Raw genomic sequence first — 18,678 nt, forward strand, 5'->3', positions numbered from 1 at the left:
CACCGCAACATGCGGGAACTCCTCTTCAAATTCCGCCAGCGTCTGCCAGTGCACCGTGGCACTGGCAGACGCTGGCGGAATTTGAAGAGGAGTTCCCGCATGTTGCGGTGTCGCGGGACCGGTTTGTGGTTGATGGTGCCCGGGTCACGACGGGCGGTGCGACTTCGGTGATGGCGCTGATGCTGCATCTGATCCGGCGGGAATTTGGCGAAGCGCTGGCGTTTGATGTGTCCAACCTGTTTCTCTATGACGCCGAAAGTGGCCAAAGGGCTGAGCTGCGGGCCGGGCTGCAGGACGGGCTGCAGGACGGGCGGCGGGAGGGCGCGGCAACGGGGCTGCGTGCGCCGCATTTGCAGCTTGCAGTGGAGCGGATGCGCGACACGGTGGAAGACCCGGTTCCGGTCGCAGAAATCGCCCGCGCGTCGGCGGTGTCCCTGCGCACACTGGAGCGGTTGTTTCAGCGCGAGTTGGGACTCAGCCCGGCGCGCTATTACCTGATGACCCGGCTGAGCGCGGCGCGCAATCTGGCGGAAGAAACCGGGCTGAGCGTGGCTGAGATCGCCGCCCGAACCGGTTTTTCATCGGTTTCCACCCTGTCGCGCGCTTTTAAGGCCCATTTTGCCCATAGCGTGCGGGATCTGCGCGCTGCACGACGGGCTCCGCCGCGCGATGGGGCCCGTCGTTGAAGTGAATTGTCGGCGCAAGTGAACCGGCGGCTTTAGCGGCCCTTCCAGACCGGGTCGCGTTTCTCGGAAAAGGCGCGGGCGCCTTCCAGCTGGTCTTCTGAAGTGTAGAGTTTTTCCACGGTCTCCAGCTGGCTGAGGGTGACTTTGTTCATCGCGTCCTGGAACTTCATGCCCTCGGCTTCGCGCACCACTTCTTTGATGGCGGCAAAGACCAGCGGCGGACCAGATGCCAGTTGCGTGGCCAGATCGCGCGCCGCCTGCATCAGTTTGTCGGCGGGCAGCACCCGGTTGATCAGGCCCCAGCGCGCGGCCTCCTCGGTGTCGAGCCAGCGGCCGGTGAACAGCATCTCCATTGCGATGTGATAGGGGATGCGTTTGGGCAGTTTGATCGAGGCGGCGTCCGCCACGGTGCCGGAGCGGATTTCCGGCAGCGCAAATGTGGCGTGTTCCGCGGCCAGGATAATGTCGCCGGAGAGCGCCAGTTCAAGCCCGCCACCACAGCAAATGCCGTTCACCGCCATGATCACCGGTTTGTTCAGCCCGCGCAGTTCCTGCAGGCCGCCAAAACCGCCGACCCCATAATCGCCATCCACCGCGTCCCCGTCTGCGGCCGCTTTCAGATCCCAGCCGGGGCAGAAGAATTTTTCGCCAGACCCGGTGACAATCGCCACCCGCAGCTCGGGATCATCGCGGAAATCGCGAAAGATATCGCCCATGATCCGGCTGGTGGCGAGATCGATGGCGTTGGCCTTGCCACGTTGCAGTGTTACTTCCAGAATATGGCCGTCTTTCTCGACTTTGAGCGGGGTGTCAGTCATGTTTTTCTCCGATTTTGATCAGCACGTCGGCTGCAATCGCGCGGTCCGGGCCGCACATTAAAGGGTTGATTTCTGCCTCAGCGAGGCGGCCTTGTGTCTGGGTTACGTAGGTCTGCAGCGCCATGATTGTGGCGGTGATTGCGTCCATGTCCGCAGCGGGCGCGCCCCGGTAGCCGTGCAGCAGGGCAGACAGTTTCAGGCTGTTGAGCGCGGCCTGGACCTCTTGTGCACTGGCGGGCACGATCAGGGAGACCGAGTCTGCCAACAGTTCGGTTAGTGTACCGCCGGCGGCGAGCGTCAAGACGTAGCCATGCGCCGGGTCCAGCACCACGCCCACCAGCAGTTCCGCCAACGTGCCGGTGATCATCTCCTCAATCAGGAAACTGTCGCAGGGCATGGAGGCGGCGGCGGCACGTACCGCCGCTGCGGTCGTCAGGTTCAGCGCCACCGCGCCGGCTTCGGTTTTATGGGCAATGCCTTCGCCTTTGAGCACCACCGGAAACCCGATCTTTTCCGCGATTTCCCCTGCCGCTGAGGCGCCGGTAACCCGGGCAGATGCGGGCACGTTCACACCATATTTTTGCAGCGCCGCTTTGCCGTCTGCTTCTGACATTGTTGTGGTGTTCAATACCGGACAGGGCAGCAGTACCGGTTCGGCCAATGGCCTCGTCTGACCGATCCACGCCGCGACAGCAATCGCCTCAATCGATTCTGCTATGCCGGACAGGGGCGCAATGCCCATGCCGACAAGCCGCCGCGCCACGGGTTCCGGCATAGTTTCGGGCAGGGAGGCCAGGATCGCCATCGGCACGCCACGGGCATTTTGTGTGGCCGCAACGGCGTTGATCACCTTGTCCCATTCCCTCGCATTACACCGGTCGGCGCGCGGAAAATCCAGTACCACGCAGCCAAGCGCCAGCGAGGGGTCCATCATCGCGCTGAAGGTGGCGGTCATCGCGGCCTCGTCGCCCCAGATGTAGGTGTTGTAATCCAGCGGGTTGGCGAGCGCCACCATCGGTCCCAGTGCAGCGCGCAGGTCGGTTGTTTGCCGCGTATTCAGCGGCGGATAAGTCACGTTGTGGCCGACAACGCTGTCCGCCATCAGGCTGGCTTCGCCGCCGGAGCAGGACATCGACACGATGCGCGCGGAGGAAAGCGGCCCTGCCACATGCAGCAGTTTCAGCGTTTCCACCAGCGCGGCAATGGAAGTGACCTGACCGATTCCGAGCCGGCGCAGAAGCGCTGTGGCGCCGGCGTCGCTGCCGGCGAGGCTGGCGGTGTGGGAAATGGTTGCCACCTGTGCCTGGCTGGATTTTCCCACCTTCAGTGCCACAATCGGTTTACCCAGGCTGCGCGCGGTGTCTGCAAGCGCTTCAAACGCGCGCAGATCGTCGATGCCCTCAATATGGAGCCCAAGTGCGGTGACACGGTCGTCCTGCAACAGCGCGGTGCCGATTTCCGACAGGCCGGTCTGGGCCTGGTTGCCGGCGGTGACCACATAGGCAATTGGCAGACCGCGTTGCTGCATTGTCAGGTTGATGGCGATGTTGGAGGACTGGGTGACGATGGCGACACCCGATTGGGTGGTGGTGCCGCCGTGCTGATCGGGCCACAACAGAGCGCCGTCCAGATAGTTCACAAAGCCGTAGCAATTCGGCCCGATGATCTTCATGTCCCCGGCGGCGTCCAGCAGTTGATCCTGCAGCGCTGAAGCGCCAGCGTCTTCCTCTTTTGCCTCGAGAAAACCAGACGCAAAACACACCGCGCCACCGGCACCAATGGCGTTCAGATCGCGCACCACCTGAATGGTCGTGTTGCGGTTAACACCGACAAAGGCCGCGTCTGGCGCGCCGGGCAGATCGGCGACGCTGGCAAAGGTTTTGAGCCCGGCGATCTGGTCTTTTGTCGGGTGCACTGGCCAGATTTCGCCCTGATATCCGATTTCGCGGCATTTATCGATCACGTTCACCCCCCAGGGCCCGCCACCAACCACAGCGATGGAGCGGGGGCGGAACAGACGCTGCAATCTGTTGGCGCTTTGCATGTCCACGGATCAGGCTCCCAAAGGCCGCAGCAGGTTGCGGCTGATGATATGACGCTGGATTTCCGAGGTGCCGTCCCAGATCCGTTCCACCCGCGCGTCGCGCCAGAAGCGCTCAATGGGGAAATCATCCATCAGCCCCATGCCGCCAAAGATCTGCAGGGTGGTGTCGGTGACCCGGCCCAGCATTTCGGTGGCATAAAGTTTGGCGGAGGCGATTTCACGGTTGGCGGGCATGTCATTGTCGAGACGCCAGGCGGCGGACAGGGTCAACAGGTCGGCGGCGTCAATTTCGGTGATCATATCGGCGATCTGAAAGCTGACGCCCTGAAATTTGCCAATCGGCTGGCCGAATTGTTTGCGTTCGGCAGCGTAGTTCAGAGCAAAGTCAAAACAGCGCCGCGCCCGGCCCACAGACATCGCGGCCACGGTCAGACGGGTGGCATAGAGCCAGGTATTCATCACCGCAAAACCGCCGTCGACTTCACCCAGGATCTGTTCTTTGGGCAGGCGGCAATTGTCGAAATACAGCGTATAGTTTTTGTAACCTTTGTGGCTGACGGAGTTGTAACCGTCGCGGATTTCAAAGCCGGGTGTGCCCCGGTCTACCAGGAATGTGGTGATGCGTTTTTTCGGACCGCGCGGGGTTTCATCCACGCCGGTGGCGACGAATACTATAAAGAAGTCAGCGTGTTCCGCGCCAGAGATAAAGTGTTTGCTTCCGTTAACCACCCAGTCGTCACCGTCCGGTCTGGCGGTGCATTTCATGCCGCGCACATCAGAGCCCGCGTCGGGTTCAGTCATCGCCAGCGCGTCCATCTTTTCGCCACGCACCGCTGGCAGCAGGTATTTTTCAACCTGTTCGCCCTCGCACGCCATCAGGATATTCTGCGGCCGGCCAAAGAAGTGATTGAGCGCCATGGAGCCGCGCCCCAACTCGCGTTCCACCAGGGCAAAATCCAGATGGCTCAGGCCGGCACCGCCGACACTTTCCGGGAAATTGCAGGCGTAAAAGCCCAGATCAATCGCTTTGCGTTTGATGTCGTCGCCGATTTCCTGCGGCACCTGACCGGTGCGCTCCACCATCGCTTCATGCGGGTAGATTTCATTTTCTACAAAGCTGCGCACGGTCGAGACGATCATCTCTTGTTCTTCGGTCATCCCAAAATGCATTGCATCCTCCAACATAGGTGTTGTTTTGAAGAGAGCAGTGCTTGCCTTTGCCTATCATGCGGAATTAGTCTTGCATCATGCGAAATTGGCACTCATTTTCCGAGCAGACAGAAAATATCGGCATTCTCCTGTTTGACCGGTTTTCAAATCATTGCCTCGCCAATGTGGTTGAGCCGCTGCGCGCGGCCAATGAACTGCTGCGTCGGCCTGCCTATCGCTGGAGCTTCCTTACCATTGAGGGTGGGCTGGTGACTTCGTCCTCCGGGATGCCGGTTTTGCCCGAAGGCAAACTGTCGGATGCCGATGGCGGCAGCTGTTTGTTTGTGCAGCCAAGTTATGAGTACCGCAGGCACGCGACGCCGCAGACCAGCGCGGCGTTGCGCGCGGCCAGCCATAAGTTTAAAAGGCTTGCCGGGCTGGACACCGGCAGCTGGCTTTTGGCCCATGCGGGTCTGCTGGACGGGCAGCGCGCGACGATTCACTGGGATGTTCTGGTGGAATTCGAGGAAGCGTTTCCAAAGGTCGATGTCAGCTCTGAGCGCTATGTTGTTGAGGCGCGCCACCTGTCCTGTGGCGGCGCGATGACCGCGTTTGATATGGTGCTGGAACTGATCGCGCGGCGCCATGGAGAGGCGCTTCGTCTTGAAGTTGCAGCCTTTTTTATGCAGGGCGACAGTGGGCGTGACCATGATCCGATGCGGCGCAGCACCGGGTCTGACCTGGTGGACCGCGCGGTGGCGCTGATGCGGGTTAATCTTGAAACGCCGGTGAGCATGCCCGATCTTGCGCGTCAGACCGGCTGCAGTCAGCGTCAGATGGAGGCGCTGTTCCGCGCCCGGCTGGGGACTTCGCCGAAAGGGGTGTACAAACGGTTGCGGCTGCTTGCTGCACGGCGCTACGCCGAACAGACCCGGTATTCCATTGCCGAAATCGCTGTGCGCTGTGGTTATGTCAGCGCCAGTTCTATGACGCGCGCGTTTGTCGAAGAATTCGGCGCGCCGCCGACGGAGTACCGCAAGAACTAAGGCCTTCACCTGCGGGGGCGGGGGCAGCAAACTGCCAGGGTCAGGGGTCATCTTTTGGCGGCGGGCTGGTTTTCACCCGGGACCGGCGCATCAGCCGGCCAATGATGAATGAGGTGCGCGGAGCATAGATATACCGCGTGCGATTTTCGTGGGTCGGGCGCGCCCGCATCCGGTTGAGGCCAAAGCCAATCAGCACCAGGTGTCCGGCAGCGATCATTATAAACAGCGCGTCCGGGCCATAGCCTTCGATCAGATTTGAGGCCAGGAACGGCGCGCCGATGGCGCCAAGCGCATAAAAGAACATCAGCGCGGCAGACAGTTCCACACGTTCATCATTGCTGGCAAAATCATGGGCATGGGCAGTGGCGACCGAGTAAATCGGGAAGGTGGTAAAACCAAAAAAGCCGGCATTCAGCATCACCAGAGCTGTGGTGCTGCTGCCAACCAGAATGGTTGTGCCGCTGCTGAAAATGGCGGCGATCGACAGCCAGATCAAAACCCAGCGCCGGTCGAATTTGTCGGCAAGCCAGCCGGCCGGATATTGGGCCAGCGCCCCGCCCAGCACAAAGGCGGCGAGAAAATAGGCGATCTGGTTGGTTTCAAGCCCGACCTCCTGGCCATAGACCGGCCCCACCATACGAAAACTGGCCGAGGACAGTGCCGCCACCACAACACCGGCGGCGGCGAGCGGCGAGCGGGTCACTGCCAGCATCGGGCGCAGGCGCGGTGCAGACGGTGTGATGGGCTGGGTGACCTTGGTCAGCGTCAGCGGCAGGATCGCAGCACAGCATAACAGGGCCAGAATGTTGTAGGAGACATAGGACGCCGGCTCCAGAACGCTGATCACCATCTGCGCTGCCAGCGAGGCGCCCATGTCGACAATGCGGTAGGTGCCCATGGCGCGGCCGCGGGATTCATTGGTGACCTTGCCCTGCAGCCAGGATTCAATCACCGTATAACAGCCGGCGACAGACAGGCCGGTGGCAATGCGCATCACCGCCCAGGCCCAGGCGTCGATAACCAGGAAATGCGCCAGAAGACCGATGGCTCCGGCGGCGGTAAAAGCGGCAAACGCGCGGGAATGGCCGACAGAGCCCATCAGGCGCGGTGCCCACCAGCATCCGATAAAGAAGCCAAGGAAATGGGCGGAACCGAGCAGACCGATCTGTGCGGTGGTGAAATTCAGCGCGATGCCGGAAAGCGCATCCAGCGGGCCAACGCCACCTGAAGACAGCTGCAGCAGGATGACGGACAGGAACAGGGCGGAGAACGAGATGATCATGCGCATAATAGTGCCTACAATGCCTGGCGGTGAGAGGCTGGCTTGCGGTTACACGACGTTTTGAGGTCGTTTTCGGGACAGCGGCGTTTTTGTGGCCACAGCCGGTTCGCAGTTGAACTGCGGTGTCCCGGCTGTGATTTTGCGAAGAGCACCAGGTCAGTGGTCCGGATAGGTGACCGGCGAGCGCCACGCGTCACTGTCATGCATCGCCCAGTACAGGTCTTTGATCCGCTGCGATACCGGCCCCGGAATTCCGGAACCTATGGCATTTCCGTTCGCCTTGGTGACGGGCATAACACCGCCCGCGGTCGAGGTGATGAACACTTCATCCGCGTTTTCCAGTTCAACCGGGGTAATGCGCCGCGCAGTACATGTCAGCTGCAGCTGCTGGCACAGGTCAAAAATGGTCTGGCGGGTGATGCCCTGGAGGATGCCGTGGTCCGGTGTGGCGATGGCACCGTCTTTGATGATGAAGATGTTGAACCCGGGGCCTTCGGCGATATTGCCCTCGCTGTCGAGCAGAAGTGCCGTTTCCGCGCCGCGCTCATAAGCGTCATAAAGCCCGCGCACCAGATCAAGCCAATGGTAGTTCTTGATGGTCGGGTCGACAGAGGGCGGCGGGATGCGGACCACATCTGTAATAGCAATATGCAGGCCGCGTTCCAGTTGTTCCGGGTTGGCTACAGAGCCGAAGGGGATTGCAAAAGCAATGAACCGGTTGATCGCATTGCGGGGGTCTCTGCTGAAATCGGGTGCGTTGCCACGGGTGCAGATGAATTCAACATAGGCGTTTTCAAGCCCGGACAGCGCCACGACGTTGTGGAGAATCTCTGCCACCTGCTCTTTGTTGTAGGGGATCGACATGTGCAATTTTTCCAGCCCCTGGAAAAAACGGTCGATATGGGCATCGAGCCTGAAAAACGCGCCTTTCCAGACATGCACCACGTCATAAGTCGCGTCGGAATGCAGAAAACCATAATCCAGCACCGAGATTTTTGCCTCTGACACCGGCAGATACTGGCCATCCGTATAGGCAGTACCCTTGGGGCTGGGGTGCGGGTCGATATAGCGGGGGGAGAGTTCGGGGAATTTGCGCATGACTCGGGTCCAGTCGCGTGGTCTTGGTGTTTCAGCGGCCAGTGTGTGACTGGCGGTCAGCGGCTTGCCCCGGCAGGTGCGGGACGGACGGCCACCGATAACGAAACAGGATGCCAGAGCGCCCCGGATGTCAACATTTTAGCGGTGAAGTTTGGACAGAGGTCTGAAACGGAACCGGGGAAGGGTGTCGACAGATCTGAAATTCAGGCATTGCTGCGCGTTCAAATTGTCCTTTTGCCCTGGTCCCAGGTTGCTGGATTCAGGGTGTGGTCCCGGAGGCGGGGGCAGCGGTGCTGGTTAATTGGCTGGTATTTTCGCGTCTGGCGTCAACATTCCGAAAGGTGTGTCAGTTCTCCATCGCAGAGAATGTCCGGTCGCGTACGGATTTCAGATGGCTGCGCATGTGATCTGCGGCCAGGTCCGGGTTGCGGCCGACGATCGCCTCATAGATGGCTTCGTGTTCGGCAAAACTTCCGTGATCCGCCGGCGGCAGTTGAGTGGACCGCAACTGGCCCCAGACAGTGGAGCGGCGCACAATATTCAGCGTATCAAACAGGCTGATCAACAGCTTGTTGCAGGTGGCGGTGGCAATGGCCTGGTGGAAATTATTGTCCCAGGCCTCATAGACACGCCACTCCCGCGCGGAGTGGCAGCGTTTTTGACAGCGCCGCATTTCGGCAAAGTTGGAGGCGGTGCCATGCACGGCAGCCAGTTTGGCCAGCTGCGGCTCAATCGCCATACGCGCTTCCATCACCTCAGTGGGGCGTGATTGCTCGCTCAGGTATTCCACATCGTTGAGATTGATCACCGGTCTGGGGCCGATGAAAGTGCCGCGGCCGACATGACGCCAGATCTGTCCTTCCGCTTCCAGCAGGGCCAGCGCCTTGCGCAGCTTGCCGCGCGACAGGCCCAGTTCAGAACAGAGCTGACGTTCCGCAGGCAGTCGGGCGTTCAGCGCCAGTTTCTGATCCGCCAGAAAATCGCGCAGAGATTCGAGGGCGGACGGGGTGGAGATTTCCGGGGAACTCATGCTGACCATTTCTCAAATTGGGTAAAATTAGGGGCTTCTATTGGTTAAGCTGTTCATATTTAATCGATGAATACAACAGTAATTGCGAAATTACTTCGAAGATTTGGGTGTAACCAATGCAGTATTGGTTACAGCCTTGTACATCAGGTGACGCGTTGGCGGATGCAGGTCTGTCCGCATGGTCCCTGGTTTGATTTTGGGAAATCCCCAGGGGGGTAAGATGCGGTTTGTGACCTTTAGTTCGGATCAACAGCACTGGCCGGGGCTGGTCATTGATGAATTCAGCCTGTTGAATCTGAAACTGGCATTTGCGATGGCGGCGCGCACAGGCTCTGCTGATACAGCCAGGCCTGCACCCAAAGATCTGCTTGCGGTGATCGCAGGGGGGAGCGATATGCTGACCGCGTGCCGGGAACTTCTGTCGACTGCCAGAGATGGCGGTCTTCCGGCGGCGATCGTCGCGGTTAAAGATGTGACGATCGTTGCGCCTATACCGCGGCCGTTGAAAAACGTGTTCTGTGTCGGCAGCAATTACCGGGCACATGTTTCGGAAGCCAACCGGGCTCAGGCTAAGGCCGACGTTGCGCCAAAGCTGCCGGTGTTTTTCACCAAGCCGCCGACCGCGGTGATTGGGCCGGGCGACAGTGTTCTGCTTGACCCGCTGGTATCAGACAAAATGGATTACGAGGTCGAGCTTGGCGTTGTGATTGGCAAAGCGGGGCGCAATATCCGCGCGGCCGATGCGCTGGATCATATCTTTGGGTTCACCATCATCAACGATGTGACCGCGCGGGATCTGCAACGGGCCCACGGCGGCCAGTACCTCAAGGGCAAAGGGTTGGATACAACCTGTCCGATGGGGCCGCAGATCGTAACAATTGATGAGCTGGGCACTGGCGCGAACCTGCGCATCCGCCTGAGCGTGAATGGTGTGACCCGCCAGGATGACACCACAGAAAACATGATTTTTTCCATCCCAACGCTTTTGGAATCACTGTCACAAGGCCTGACCCTGGAACCCGGAGACCTTTTGGCCACCGGCACGCCCAAGGGCGTCGGCTACGCGATGCAACCGCCCTGTTATCTGCAGGACGGCGACGTGGTGACCTGTGAGATCGAAGGCATTGGCAAACTGTCCAATGTTGTACGCGAAATGGCACTGTCTGCCGCTGTAGTCTGAAGGGAGTAAACCGGGCGAACGCATTACGATCACTAATAAGAATAAAATTTAGGGAGAACGAAATGTTAGGCTTAACCAAGTTAAAAACGGCCGCAGCAGTTGCCGGGGTTCTTATCCTCGCGGCGATGCCAGTTGCTGCACAGGAAAATGGCACGATGCGCGTGGCCTTCGGGGACATTCCCGGCGGTGAGATGGTCAATTTTATGATCGCAGTCGCCCGGGCCGAAGAGCGCGGTGTCAAAGTTGAAGTATCCTATCTGCAATCTGAGGATCTGGCCGCACAGGCCATTGTCAGCGGCCAGGCAGATATCGGTGTCGGCACACCATATGCACTGATCCAAAAAGTAAACGCGCCGATCCGGATGTTCTATCAGCTGTCGATGCTGCGGTTCTATCCGGTTGTAAACGGTGAAAAATATCAGACCTGGAATGACCTTCAGGGCGCTGATGTTGCGGTACACGGACGTGGTTCCGGCACTGAAGCGATTATGAAACTGATGGCCAAGGAAAATGGCGTCACCTATAATTCGGTCAGCTATGTGCCCGGATCGGGTGTACGTGCCGGTGCGCTGCTTCAGGGACGGATCGACGTTTCTATCGTAGATTACGAGCGCAGCCGTCTGCTGGAGCGTGAAGCTCCTGGCAAATTTGTATTCCTGCCACTGCCGGAAATCACCGCCACGGATGAAGCGCTTTACGCCAACCGCGACTGGTTGGAAACCGAGCAGAAAGCCGTGTCGATCCTGGTGGAAGAGCTGATCAAAACCTGGCGTGAAATCAATATGGATCCGAGCGCGGTCGCAACACTGCGTGCGAAATACAACGTTCTGCCCGACATTGAGCAGATTGAAGTAGATGAGCTGGTTCCGGCCTTCACACAGGGTGTGAGCATTGACCTGTATCCAAGCAACGGTGGCAACGCGTCCTCTGTTGTGGAAGATTTCACCTTCTTCACCAGCTCGGGCTCGCTTGATGGCGTTGCCGAAGATCTGGAAGTTGAAGATTACTGGTACCTCGCACCTGTCGAGGCTGCGGTCAAAAAACTGGGCACGATGTAAAACGTCCCAACTCACGAAGGACCCGCGTCTGCACGGCATAACGCCATGAGCAGACGCGGGTTTAACGGGCAGCTAATTTGCCCCAAGGAGGAATAATGCTCGCCGCTACTTCAGTCACTCCACATGCCAAAGGGGAAAAATCCGATCGCTTGTTTGGCATGTCAGATACTTTGTTTTACCGCATCCTTTCCGTACTGATTGTGTTTGGCGTTTGGGAAATCGCCGGGATGATACCGATCAGTATTGCGTTTCCCACTTTCAGTTCAACGATGGCAGCGATGTTCGAAATGATCTTCGACGGCCGTCTGATCTATGCCTATGGCGAGACGCTTAAACCGCTGGGCATGGGGGTCGCTATCTCGGCCTTTTTTGGTGTTACCATCGGGGTCAGTATGGGTCTTAACCGGTTGTCCCAATGGGTGTGGGAACCCATTTTTGTTGTGTTGCAGGCCTCGCCTGTTGCAGCGCTTATTCCGCTGATTACATACGCTTACGGCATTGGTATTACCGCCAAGACCGTCGCTGTGATCATGCTGGCCGCGCCGATCATCGTGCTCAACACCTATAAGGCGGTGCGCAATGCCAACCCGAGCCTGATCCAGATGTGCCGCTCGTTTCAGGGCACACGTCTGCAGGAAATCTGGATTGTGATCGTGCCCAATGCCGCGCCGGTGATCTTTGCCGGTCTGCGTCTTGGTGTGGCTGCCGGCTTCATCGGCGTCATTCTTGCCGAACTGCTGATCACGCCGACCGGGATTGGCGATCTGATCTCCTATCACCGATCCATTGCCGAATACGACTACATGTATGCGGCTGTGTTCACAATTATCGTCTTTTCCGCCGTCATGGTCGGATTTTTGGAAACCGTGGAAATCAAATATTTCCGACCAGAGAAGAAGAAGGTTTAATAATGTCTGATGTTGCCACTGCTGCGCCGCTAAACCCGGCTTCTGCAACGCCTGAGAATATTGTGGAAGTTCGCAATATCTCCAAGTTCTACGGCTCCGTTCATGCTCTGGATAAGATCAATCTGAGCTTTCCAAAGGGGCAGATGACCACCTTGCTGGGGCCAAGTGGCTGCGGCAAAACCACCTTGCTCAAGATCATTGCCGGGCTGCTGGAGCCATCTGACGGCGAAGTTCTGATCAATGGCAAGGTCGTCAATGGGCCGGGTCCGGAACGGGCCTTTGTATTCCAGGATTTTGCTCTGTTGCCCTGGGCCACTGTGCTGCGCAATGTCGCATTTGGCATGGAACTGGCCAAAGTGCCAAAAGCCGAACGCGAAGACAAAGCGCGCCATTATATCAACGAGGTGGGTCTGTCGGGGTTTGAAGACAAATACCCGCATGAGCTGTCCGGTGGCATGCGTCAGCGTGTGGGCCTGGCCCGCGCTATGGTGGTGAAAGCTGATGTCTTGCTGATGGACGAGCCGTTTTCTGCGGTGGATGAGCAGAACCGGCGCAAGTTTCAGGAAGATCTGCTGCATCTGCTGGCGGCGGAGAACAAAACAGTGATCTTCGTGACCCACTCCATCGAGGAGGCGGTCTACGTTTCGGACCAGATCGTGCTGTTGTCGCCGCGCCCCGGGCAGATCCATTCGATCATCCGGCCGGAAATCAGCCGGGATACGAGCCCCGACGACATCCGACGCGACAAAAAATATCTGGATGCGGTCGAGAACATCTGGACCGATCTTCGGAAATACCTGGATTAAGGATGGGAAAATGAGACTTTTTGGATTTCAAATTCCGCCGGTGTTTTCGCTGCTGTTCTGGATCGCCCTGTGGGAGATTGCCGGCCAGTACGAGCTGGCGTTCATCCTGCCGCCGTTTTCTGACGTTGTCAGTGAGCTGTTCATACTGATCCAGCGCGCTGACTTTCAGGATGCAGCAATGCTGACGTTCCGGGCCTTTGTCATCGGCATGGCAATTTCGATAGTTCTGGGCATCTTTATCGGCTTTGCCATGGGCAGCAGCAGGATGGCCAACAGCGTGCTGGGCATGTGGGTGAATATCTTTGCCAGCGCGCCTTTGTCCTCGCTGGTGCCGATTCTGATGCTGTTGTTTGGCCTCGGCCAGACCACGATCATCGTGACAGTGGTGCTGTTTTCGACCTGGATTATCGCGCTGGATACCTATGCCGGGGTGAACCATATCTCGCCGTCAATGTCTGAAATGGGCCGCTCGTTTGGGGCCACTCGCAGGCAGTTGCTCACTAAGGTGCTGTTCTGGGCCGCGTTGCCCGAGATCCTCGCCGGGGTGCGTATGGGCTTGATCCGTGCGGTGAAAGGCATCGTCATCGGCCAGCTTCTGGTCTCGGTGGTTGCGCTGGGGCGGCTGTTCCGGACCTTTTCGGACAATTTCCAGTTCGAGCAGTTCTGGGCGCTCACGATCATATTGTTCATCTTCGCGCTGACGTTTTCGTCGGCCATCGGCTGGCTGGAGAATAAGGTTGAATACTATGCCAACACACGGGGCTGATGCCGCGCAACCTGGCACAGACCAGATCATAACGCCGGAGCACCGGCGTTATGACGCAGCTGATATCTCCTGGTTCATCCGCAGCGCTTATGTAGCGCTGGGGGTGCCGGAAGCGGATGCAGCCACAGTGGCCGGGTTGATGGTGCAGGCCGACCTGCTGGGTTATGACACCCACGGCAGTTTCCGCCTGCGCCAGTATATCAACCGGTTGCGGGACGGCGGCACCAACACTGTCGCCAAACTTTCGCTTGCCAGTGAAGCCAGTGCCAGCGCGGTGGTGGACGGAGACAACGGCCTGGGGCATCTCGCGATGCTGCGCGCCACCGATCTGGCGATTGAAAAGGCGCGCGACAACGGCGTCGGCTGGGTCGGGGTGCGCAACGGCAACCACGCCGGTCCGGCTTCGCTTTATGTGAACCGGGTGGCTGAGCAGGACATGATCGGTATCGTCGCCGCCGTCGGTAGCGCCAATCATGTGGCGCCATTTGGCGGCATGGATCTGCTGCTGGGCACCAACCCGCTGGCGATCGCTGTGCCAGCAGGAGAGGCCCCGGTTTTTGTGCTGGATATGGCGACCACCACTGCGGCGGCGGGCAAGATCAAGGTGCTGGCCCAGCGTGGTGAAACTATGCCGGAAGGCTGGATGGTGGACCGGGAGGGTAACCCCCTGACCGACCCCAACCGTCAGTCAGAAGGGCTGATGCTGCCCATTGGCGGTGCCAAAGGCTATGGTCTGGCAATGGCGATCGGGCTGATTGCCGGCACTCTGAACGGGGCGGCGTTTGGCAAGGATGTGGTGAGCTTTTCCAAAGACACCACCAGCGCCACCAATACCGGGCAGTTTGTCGCTGCAATCTCGATCAAAGCTTTTGGCGATGTGGACGCGTTCAAAGCCACGGTGGACGGCATCTTTGCCACCATGCGGCAGTCCACACCGTTGCCCGGGCGCGGCGCTGTACGCATTCCTGGCCAGGAACGCCAGGCCCTGCTTCTTGAGCGCAGAGCCAACGGCATTCCATTGCACCCCAATCTTGTAAAAGCGCTGTCGCAAATTGCGCATGAGCTGAAAATACCGGAGCTGGCCTGAGCGGGCCCGCACCGATCTGAACTGTTCCGACCTGAGCTGACAACTCACTGACCTGATAACCATTGACGGGCCCGCCCTGTCATCTGTTGAAAGAAAACGATCATGCAATTTATTTTCCCTCCTCAAGAGCAGACGGTGCTTCCTATTCGCGGCAGCGATGAAGTGTTTCCGGTCAACCGGGTCTATTGTGTCGGGCGCAACTATGCCGCCCATGCCATTGAAATGGGCCATGATCCCAACAAAGAGCCGCCCTTTTTCTTTCAGAAGAACCCGGACAATCTTCTGGTTGAGGGCGAGGGGTTTCCTTATCCGGCAATGACACAGGATGTGCATCATGAAATTGAAATGGCCGTGGCGCTGAAATCCGGCGGCAATAACATTGCGGTCGCGGATGCGCTGGACTGTGTGTTTGGCTACAGCGTGTCGCTTGATATGACCCGGCGCGACCTGCAGGCGCAGATGAAAAAGGCCGGCCGGCCCTGGGAAATCGGTAAGGCGTTTGAACATTCCGCTCCCTGTGGTGCTCTGGTTCCGGCGTCTGAGATCGGCCATCCGGACAGCGGCGCGGTTTGGTTGAAAATCAACGGTGAGATGCGTCAGGAAGGTGATCTTAATCAACTGCTCTGGAAGATCCCGGAAATGATTTCCTACCTGTCGGACCTGTTCACCCTGAAAGCGGGCGATGTCATTCTGACCGGTACGCCCTCAGGCGTAGGTCCGGTGCAGCGCGGCGACAAGATGCACGGGCATGTGGCCGGTGTTGGCGATCTGCGTGTCGACGTGATCTGATAAGGGAAAGGCCGGGGCCGCCAGGGGCCCCGCCGCTCCCGCTCGAAAAGGGCCGGAGCGTAAGACTTAAAACATACGGCTGAGAGAACACAGTTAAGGGCGTACGATTAAGGGCAAATGGCAATAAACACGCGGCAATAAGCACTCGGGGGAAGCATAATATGGCTTCAATATATGACATCATTTGCGGCCAGACCGCGACTTCTGCGGCGATCGGAGCGCCGGGGCGCGGCCACCTGACCTATGGGGCATTGCGCGCGCTGATGGAGCAAACCGCCAGCGCGCTCAATGGGATGGGGCTCGGGCGCAAGGACCGGATTGCCATCGTATTGCCCAACGGTCCGGAAATGGGCACTGCGTTCCTCTCAGTGGCCGCCTGTGCCTCTGCCGCGCCGTTGAATCCAGCCTATACGCAGGATGAGTTCGCCTATTACCTGCAGGATCTGGGGGCAAAGCTGTTGCTGGTCGAGGCGGGCAGCACGTCTGCGGCCGTTGCCGCCGCCACCGCGCTGAAGATTCCGGTGGTGCAGATTGATTGGGCTGACACGGACGCAGCCGGCTGGTTTCAGCTTGCCGGCTTCGGTCCGCAGCGTACACCTGAGCTTGCCGGCTGGTCGCAAGGCGCGGATGAAGCGCTGGTGCTGCACACGTCGGGCACCACGTCACGGCCCAAAGTGGTGCCGCTCAGTGCCGCCAACCTGCTGGCTTCAGCGGGCAATGTCAGCACGTCGCTTGCACTTTCTCCCGGGGATACCGGGCTGAGCATCATGCCGCTGTTTCACATCCACGGGCTGATCGCATCGCTGCTGGCAACGATGTCGGCGGGCGCCTGCGTGGTCTGCACCCCGGGCTTTAACGCATTGAAGTTTTTCCAGTGGCTGCAGGCCGTTGACCCGAGCTGGTACACAGCGGTGCCAACCATGCATCAGGCAATTCTGGCGCGCGCCTCACGCAACAAGGACGCGGTGAAATTCGCGCGGCTGCGCTTTATCCGCTCATCCTCCTCGTCGCTGCCACCGCCGGTGATGGCCGAGCTGGAGCAGGTCTTTGACTGCCCGGTGATTGAGGCCTATGGCATGACCGAGGCCTGCCATCTGATGGCGTCAAATCCACTGCCCCCTGCGGCGCGCAAAGCCGGATCCGTTGGCCAGGCAGCCGGGCCGGAAATCGCGATTATGGACCCGGCTGGCGCCGTGCTGGGGCGCGGTGAAAACGGTGAGATCGTCATTCGTGGTGACAATGTGTTCAGCGCCTATGAAAACAACCCGGAGGCCAATGCGACGGCCTTCAGCAATGGCTGGTTCCGCACTGGGGATCTGGGCGTGCTGGACAGCGAGGGTTATCTGACAATCTCCGGCCGGCTGAAAGAAATCATCAACCGGGGTGGCGAAAAAATCGCACCGCGCGAGGTGGATGACGTGTTGCAGGCGCATGCGGCGATTGCGCAGATCGTGACCTTTGCGCTGCCCCATGACAAACTGGGCGAAACCGTTGCGGCGGTGGTGGTCTTCAAAGAGGGCCAGTCGGCAGAGGTGTCCGAGTTGCGCGCATTCGCGGCGCAGAGCCTGGCGGCGTTCAAAGTGCCGTCAAAGATTTTCATCCGCGATGAGATCCCAAAGGGTGCCACCGGCAAGCTGCAGCGGATCGGGTTGGCGCAGAAACTGGGGCTTTGCGAATGAGCAAAGTCTGTATCTATGGCGCCGGCGCGATTGGCGGCTATCTGGGGGCCAAACTGGCACAGGCAGAGGCGGGCGTCTCGCTGATCGCGCGCGGGCCGCACTTAAAGGCGATCCGGGACAATGGGCTGACGCTGGTTGAGGGCGATGAACGCAGCACCCATCAGGTGACCGCGACCGACAACCCCGCCGAGCTGGGGGTGCAGGATTTTGTCATCGTGACGTTGAAGGCGCATTCTTTGCCGATGATTGTTGAGCCCATTCAGCATCTTCTGGGGCCGGACACTGCGGTGGTGTTTGCCGTAAACGGCGTGCCCTGGTGGTATTTCCACGGCCTTGAGGGCGAATGGGCGGGGCGGCAGCTTGAAACGGTTGATCCCGGTGGCGTGCTTTGGAGTGGTATCGGACCGGAGCGTGCGATTGGCTGTGTGGTGCATCCGGCGGCTGAAATCACCGCGCCCGGGGTTGTCGAGCACCGTTCGGGCAACCGATTTTCACTGGGGGAGCCCGACGGGTCCCGTAGTGAGAGGGTACTGGCGCTCTCGCAGCTGATGACTGCGGCGGGATTGAAAGCCCCGGTAAGGCCGCGATTGCGTGATGAAATCTGGATAAAAATTTGGGGCAATGCCTCGCTGAATCCGATCAGCGCCTTGACCGGCGCGACGCTTGAGCAGATGACCAGCGACCCGGCGACACTTTCGATCCTGCGCGGAATTATGGAAGAAGTGCAGGCGGTTGGTGAAACTCTTGGGGCGCGCTTTGCGGTCAATATCGACAAACGCATTGCTGGCGCCGCCGCCGTTGGCGCCCATCGTACCAGCATGTTGCAGGATCTGGATCAGGGCCGGCCGATGGAGATCGACGCGTTGGTCACGGCGGTGCAGGAATTGGGGCGCATGGCTGGGGTGGCGACACCCACGCTGGACACCGTGCTTGGGCTGGTGCAGCAAAAAGCCCGGCTGGCGGGATGTTATCAGGGCTGAGCGGTGGCGTTTGGTGCCAGGCGGCTCACTGTTCTGGGCGCAGGCGCCATACTCGCGGCAGGGCGTGAAAGCAGCGCTGTACTTCGAGGTATAATACCTGGGCATGTCCACAATTGGTCCCAGAAGACTTAGTGACCCAAACAATGTTTCGATACGAGGCCGCGTCTGACCTTGGGGAGGTGCGAAGCGCCTTCCCGTGGGGAAGGTCAGGCGCGGCCCGGCGGTGCCGGGCCAAATAAATTCAAGATCAGATTTGCGCGGTAATTCTGACC

The 18,678-nt window shown here is 59.3% G+C and carries 17 protein-coding genes; 11 read left to right on the forward strand and 6 right to left on the reverse strand.

Annotation, left to right across the window (positions count from 1 at the left end):
• Positions 1-686 (forward strand): GlxA family transcriptional regulator (locus DWA01_RS05715; RefSeq protein ID WP_114284885.1); only part of this gene is annotated, 686 nt, incomplete at its 5' end.
• A gap of 32 nt (positions 687-718) precedes the next feature.
• Here the strand turns inward: DWA01_RS05715 and DWA01_RS05720 are convergent.
• Genes DWA01_RS05720 through DWA01_RS05730 form a run of 3 tightly spaced genes read right to left on the reverse strand, consistent with a single transcriptional unit; the run spans position 719 to position 4,718 of the window.
• The gene (locus DWA01_RS05720; protein ID WP_114284886.1) at positions 719-1,504 is read right to left on the reverse strand and encodes a carnitinyl-CoA dehydratase; all 786 of its coding nucleotides are present in this window, start codon (positions 1,502-1,504) and stop codon (positions 719-721) included.
• Positions 1,497-3,548 (reverse strand): acetate--CoA ligase family protein, encoded by a 2,052-nt coding sequence (locus tag DWA01_RS05725; protein WP_114284887.1) that lies wholly within the window; start codon positions 3,546-3,548, stop codon positions 1,497-1,499. The genes DWA01_RS05720 and DWA01_RS05725 overlap by 8 nt, the downstream gene beginning before the upstream one ends.
• 9 nt (positions 3,549-3,557) lie before the next feature.
• Positions 3,558-4,718: an acyl-CoA dehydrogenase family protein gene (locus DWA01_RS05730; protein WP_114284944.1), complete on the reverse strand. Its 1,161-nt coding sequence runs from the start codon at positions 4,716-4,718 to the stop codon at positions 3,558-3,560.
• 77 nt (positions 4,719-4,795) lie between these two features.
• Between DWA01_RS05730 and DWA01_RS05735 the strand changes: the two genes are divergently transcribed.
• The gene (locus DWA01_RS05735) at positions 4,796-5,743 is read left to right on the forward strand and encodes a GlxA family transcriptional regulator (RefSeq protein WP_114284888.1); all 948 of its coding nucleotides are present in this window, start codon (positions 4,796-4,798) and stop codon (positions 5,741-5,743) included.
• 40 nt (positions 5,744-5,783) lie between these two features.
• Here the strand turns inward: DWA01_RS05735 and DWA01_RS05740 are convergent, their stop codons facing one another.
• The 3 genes from DWA01_RS05740 to DWA01_RS05750 form a co-directional block, all read right to left on the reverse strand.
• Positions 5,784-7,031: an MFS transporter gene (locus tag DWA01_RS05740; protein WP_114284889.1), complete on the reverse strand. Its 1,248-nt coding sequence runs from the start codon at positions 7,029-7,031 to the stop codon at positions 5,784-5,786.
• A gap of 150 nt (positions 7,032-7,181) precedes the next feature.
• Positions 7,182-8,123, reverse strand: coding sequence for an aminotransferase class IV (locus DWA01_RS05745; RefSeq protein ID WP_114284890.1), 942 nt, complete (start codon positions 8,121-8,123; stop codon positions 7,182-7,184).
• A 346-nt stretch (positions 8,124-8,469) separates the two neighbouring features.
• Positions 8,470-9,153: a FadR/GntR family transcriptional regulator gene (locus DWA01_RS05750; protein ID WP_114284945.1), complete on the reverse strand. Its 684-nt coding sequence runs from the start codon at positions 9,151-9,153 to the stop codon at positions 8,470-8,472.
• A gap of 220 nt (positions 9,154-9,373) precedes the next feature.
• Between DWA01_RS05750 and DWA01_RS05755 the strand changes: the two genes are divergently transcribed.
• The 9 genes from DWA01_RS05755 (at position 9,374) to DWA01_RS05795 (ending at position 18,406) form a co-directional block, all read left to right on the forward strand.
• Positions 9,374-10,333, forward strand: a complete 960-nt coding sequence (locus DWA01_RS05755) for a fumarylacetoacetate hydrolase family protein (RefSeq protein ID WP_114284891.1) — start codon at positions 9,374-9,376, stop codon at positions 10,331-10,333.
• Positions 10,334-10,395: 62 nt separating this feature from the next.
• On the forward strand, positions 10,396-11,391 hold the full coding sequence (locus DWA01_RS05760; RefSeq protein ID WP_114284892.1) for an ABC transporter substrate-binding protein: 996 nt from the start codon (positions 10,396-10,398) through the stop codon (positions 11,389-11,391).
• A gap of 95 nt (positions 11,392-11,486) precedes the next feature.
• Positions 11,487-12,299 (forward strand): ABC transporter permease, encoded by an 813-nt coding sequence (locus tag DWA01_RS05765; RefSeq protein WP_114284893.1) that lies wholly within the window; start codon positions 11,487-11,489, stop codon positions 12,297-12,299.
• Positions 12,300-12,301: 2 nt separating this feature from the next.
• Complete coding sequence (locus DWA01_RS05770) at positions 12,302-13,105, forward strand: ABC transporter ATP-binding protein (RefSeq protein WP_114284894.1); 804 nt, start codon at positions 12,302-12,304, stop codon at positions 13,103-13,105.
• Positions 13,106-13,115: 10 nt separating this feature from the next.
• The gene (locus DWA01_RS05775; RefSeq protein WP_114284895.1) at positions 13,116-13,871 is read left to right on the forward strand and encodes an ABC transporter permease; all 756 of its coding nucleotides are present in this window, start codon (positions 13,116-13,118) and stop codon (positions 13,869-13,871) included.
• The gene (locus tag DWA01_RS05780) at positions 13,852-14,958 is read left to right on the forward strand and encodes an Ldh family oxidoreductase (RefSeq protein ID WP_114284896.1); all 1,107 of its coding nucleotides are present in this window, start codon (positions 13,852-13,854) and stop codon (positions 14,956-14,958) included. Before DWA01_RS05775 ends, DWA01_RS05780 begins: the two co-directional genes overlap by 20 nt.
• Before the next feature lie 99 nt (positions 14,959-15,057).
• Positions 15,058-15,747 (forward strand): fumarylacetoacetate hydrolase family protein, encoded by a 690-nt coding sequence (locus tag DWA01_RS05785; protein ID WP_419186986.1) that lies wholly within the window; start codon positions 15,058-15,060, stop codon positions 15,745-15,747.
• A gap of 161 nt (positions 15,748-15,908) precedes the next feature.
• Positions 15,909-17,426 (forward strand): acyl--CoA ligase, encoded by a 1,518-nt coding sequence (locus DWA01_RS05790; RefSeq protein ID WP_114284898.1) that lies wholly within the window; start codon positions 15,909-15,911, stop codon positions 17,424-17,426.
• Complete coding sequence (locus tag DWA01_RS05795; RefSeq protein ID WP_114284899.1) at positions 17,423-18,406, forward strand: 2-dehydropantoate 2-reductase; 984 nt, start codon at positions 17,423-17,425, stop codon at positions 18,404-18,406. Before DWA01_RS05790 ends, DWA01_RS05795 begins: the two co-directional genes overlap by 4 nt.
• Positions 18,407-18,678 lie beyond the last annotated feature (272 nt).

This window comes from Candidatus Halocynthiibacter alkanivorans, from assembly GCF_003333265.1.
GTDB lineage: Bacteria > Pseudomonadota > Alphaproteobacteria > Rhodobacterales > Rhodobacteraceae > Halocyntiibacter_A > Halocyntiibacter_A alkanivorans.

Coding starts and splice junctions, on each gene's coding strand:
- DWA01_RS05720 (WP_114284886.1), bottom strand. CDS start 1,504: ATGACTGACACCCCGCTCAAAGTCGAGAAAGACGGCCATATTCTGGAA.
- DWA01_RS05725 (WP_114284887.1), bottom strand. CDS start 3,548: ATGCAAAGCGCCAACAGATTGCAGCGTCTGTTCCGCCCCCGCTCCATC.
- DWA01_RS05730 (WP_114284944.1), bottom strand. CDS start 4,718: ATGCATTTTGGGATGACCGAAGAACAAGAGATGATCGTCTCGACCGTG.
- DWA01_RS05735 (WP_114284888.1), top strand. CDS start 4,796: ATGCGAAATTGGCACTCATTTTCCGAGCAGACAGAAAATATCGGCATT.
- DWA01_RS05740 (WP_114284889.1), bottom strand. CDS start 7,031: ATGCGCATGATCATCTCGTTCTCCGCCCTGTTCCTGTCCGTCATCCTG.
- DWA01_RS05745 (WP_114284890.1), bottom strand. CDS start 8,123: ATGCGCAAATTCCCCGAACTCTCCCCCCGCTATATCGACCCGCACCCC.
- DWA01_RS05750 (WP_114284945.1), bottom strand. CDS start 9,153: ATGAGTTCCCCGGAAATCTCCACCCCGTCCGCCCTCGAATCTCTGCGC.
- DWA01_RS05755 (WP_114284891.1), top strand. CDS start 9,374: ATGCGGTTTGTGACCTTTAGTTCGGATCAACAGCACTGGCCGGGGCTG.
- DWA01_RS05760 (WP_114284892.1), top strand. CDS start 10,396: ATGTTAGGCTTAACCAAGTTAAAAACGGCCGCAGCAGTTGCCGGGGTT.
- DWA01_RS05765 (WP_114284893.1), top strand. CDS start 11,487: ATGCTCGCCGCTACTTCAGTCACTCCACATGCCAAAGGGGAAAAATCC.
- DWA01_RS05770 (WP_114284894.1), top strand. CDS start 12,302: ATGTCTGATGTTGCCACTGCTGCGCCGCTAAACCCGGCTTCTGCAACG.
- DWA01_RS05775 (WP_114284895.1), top strand. CDS start 13,116: ATGAGACTTTTTGGATTTCAAATTCCGCCGGTGTTTTCGCTGCTGTTC.
- DWA01_RS05780 (WP_114284896.1), top strand. CDS start 13,852: ATGCCAACACACGGGGCTGATGCCGCGCAACCTGGCACAGACCAGATC.
- DWA01_RS05790 (WP_114284898.1), top strand. CDS start 15,909: ATGGCTTCAATATATGACATCATTTGCGGCCAGACCGCGACTTCTGCG.
- DWA01_RS05795 (WP_114284899.1), top strand. CDS start 17,423: ATGAGCAAAGTCTGTATCTATGGCGCCGGCGCGATTGGCGGCTATCTG.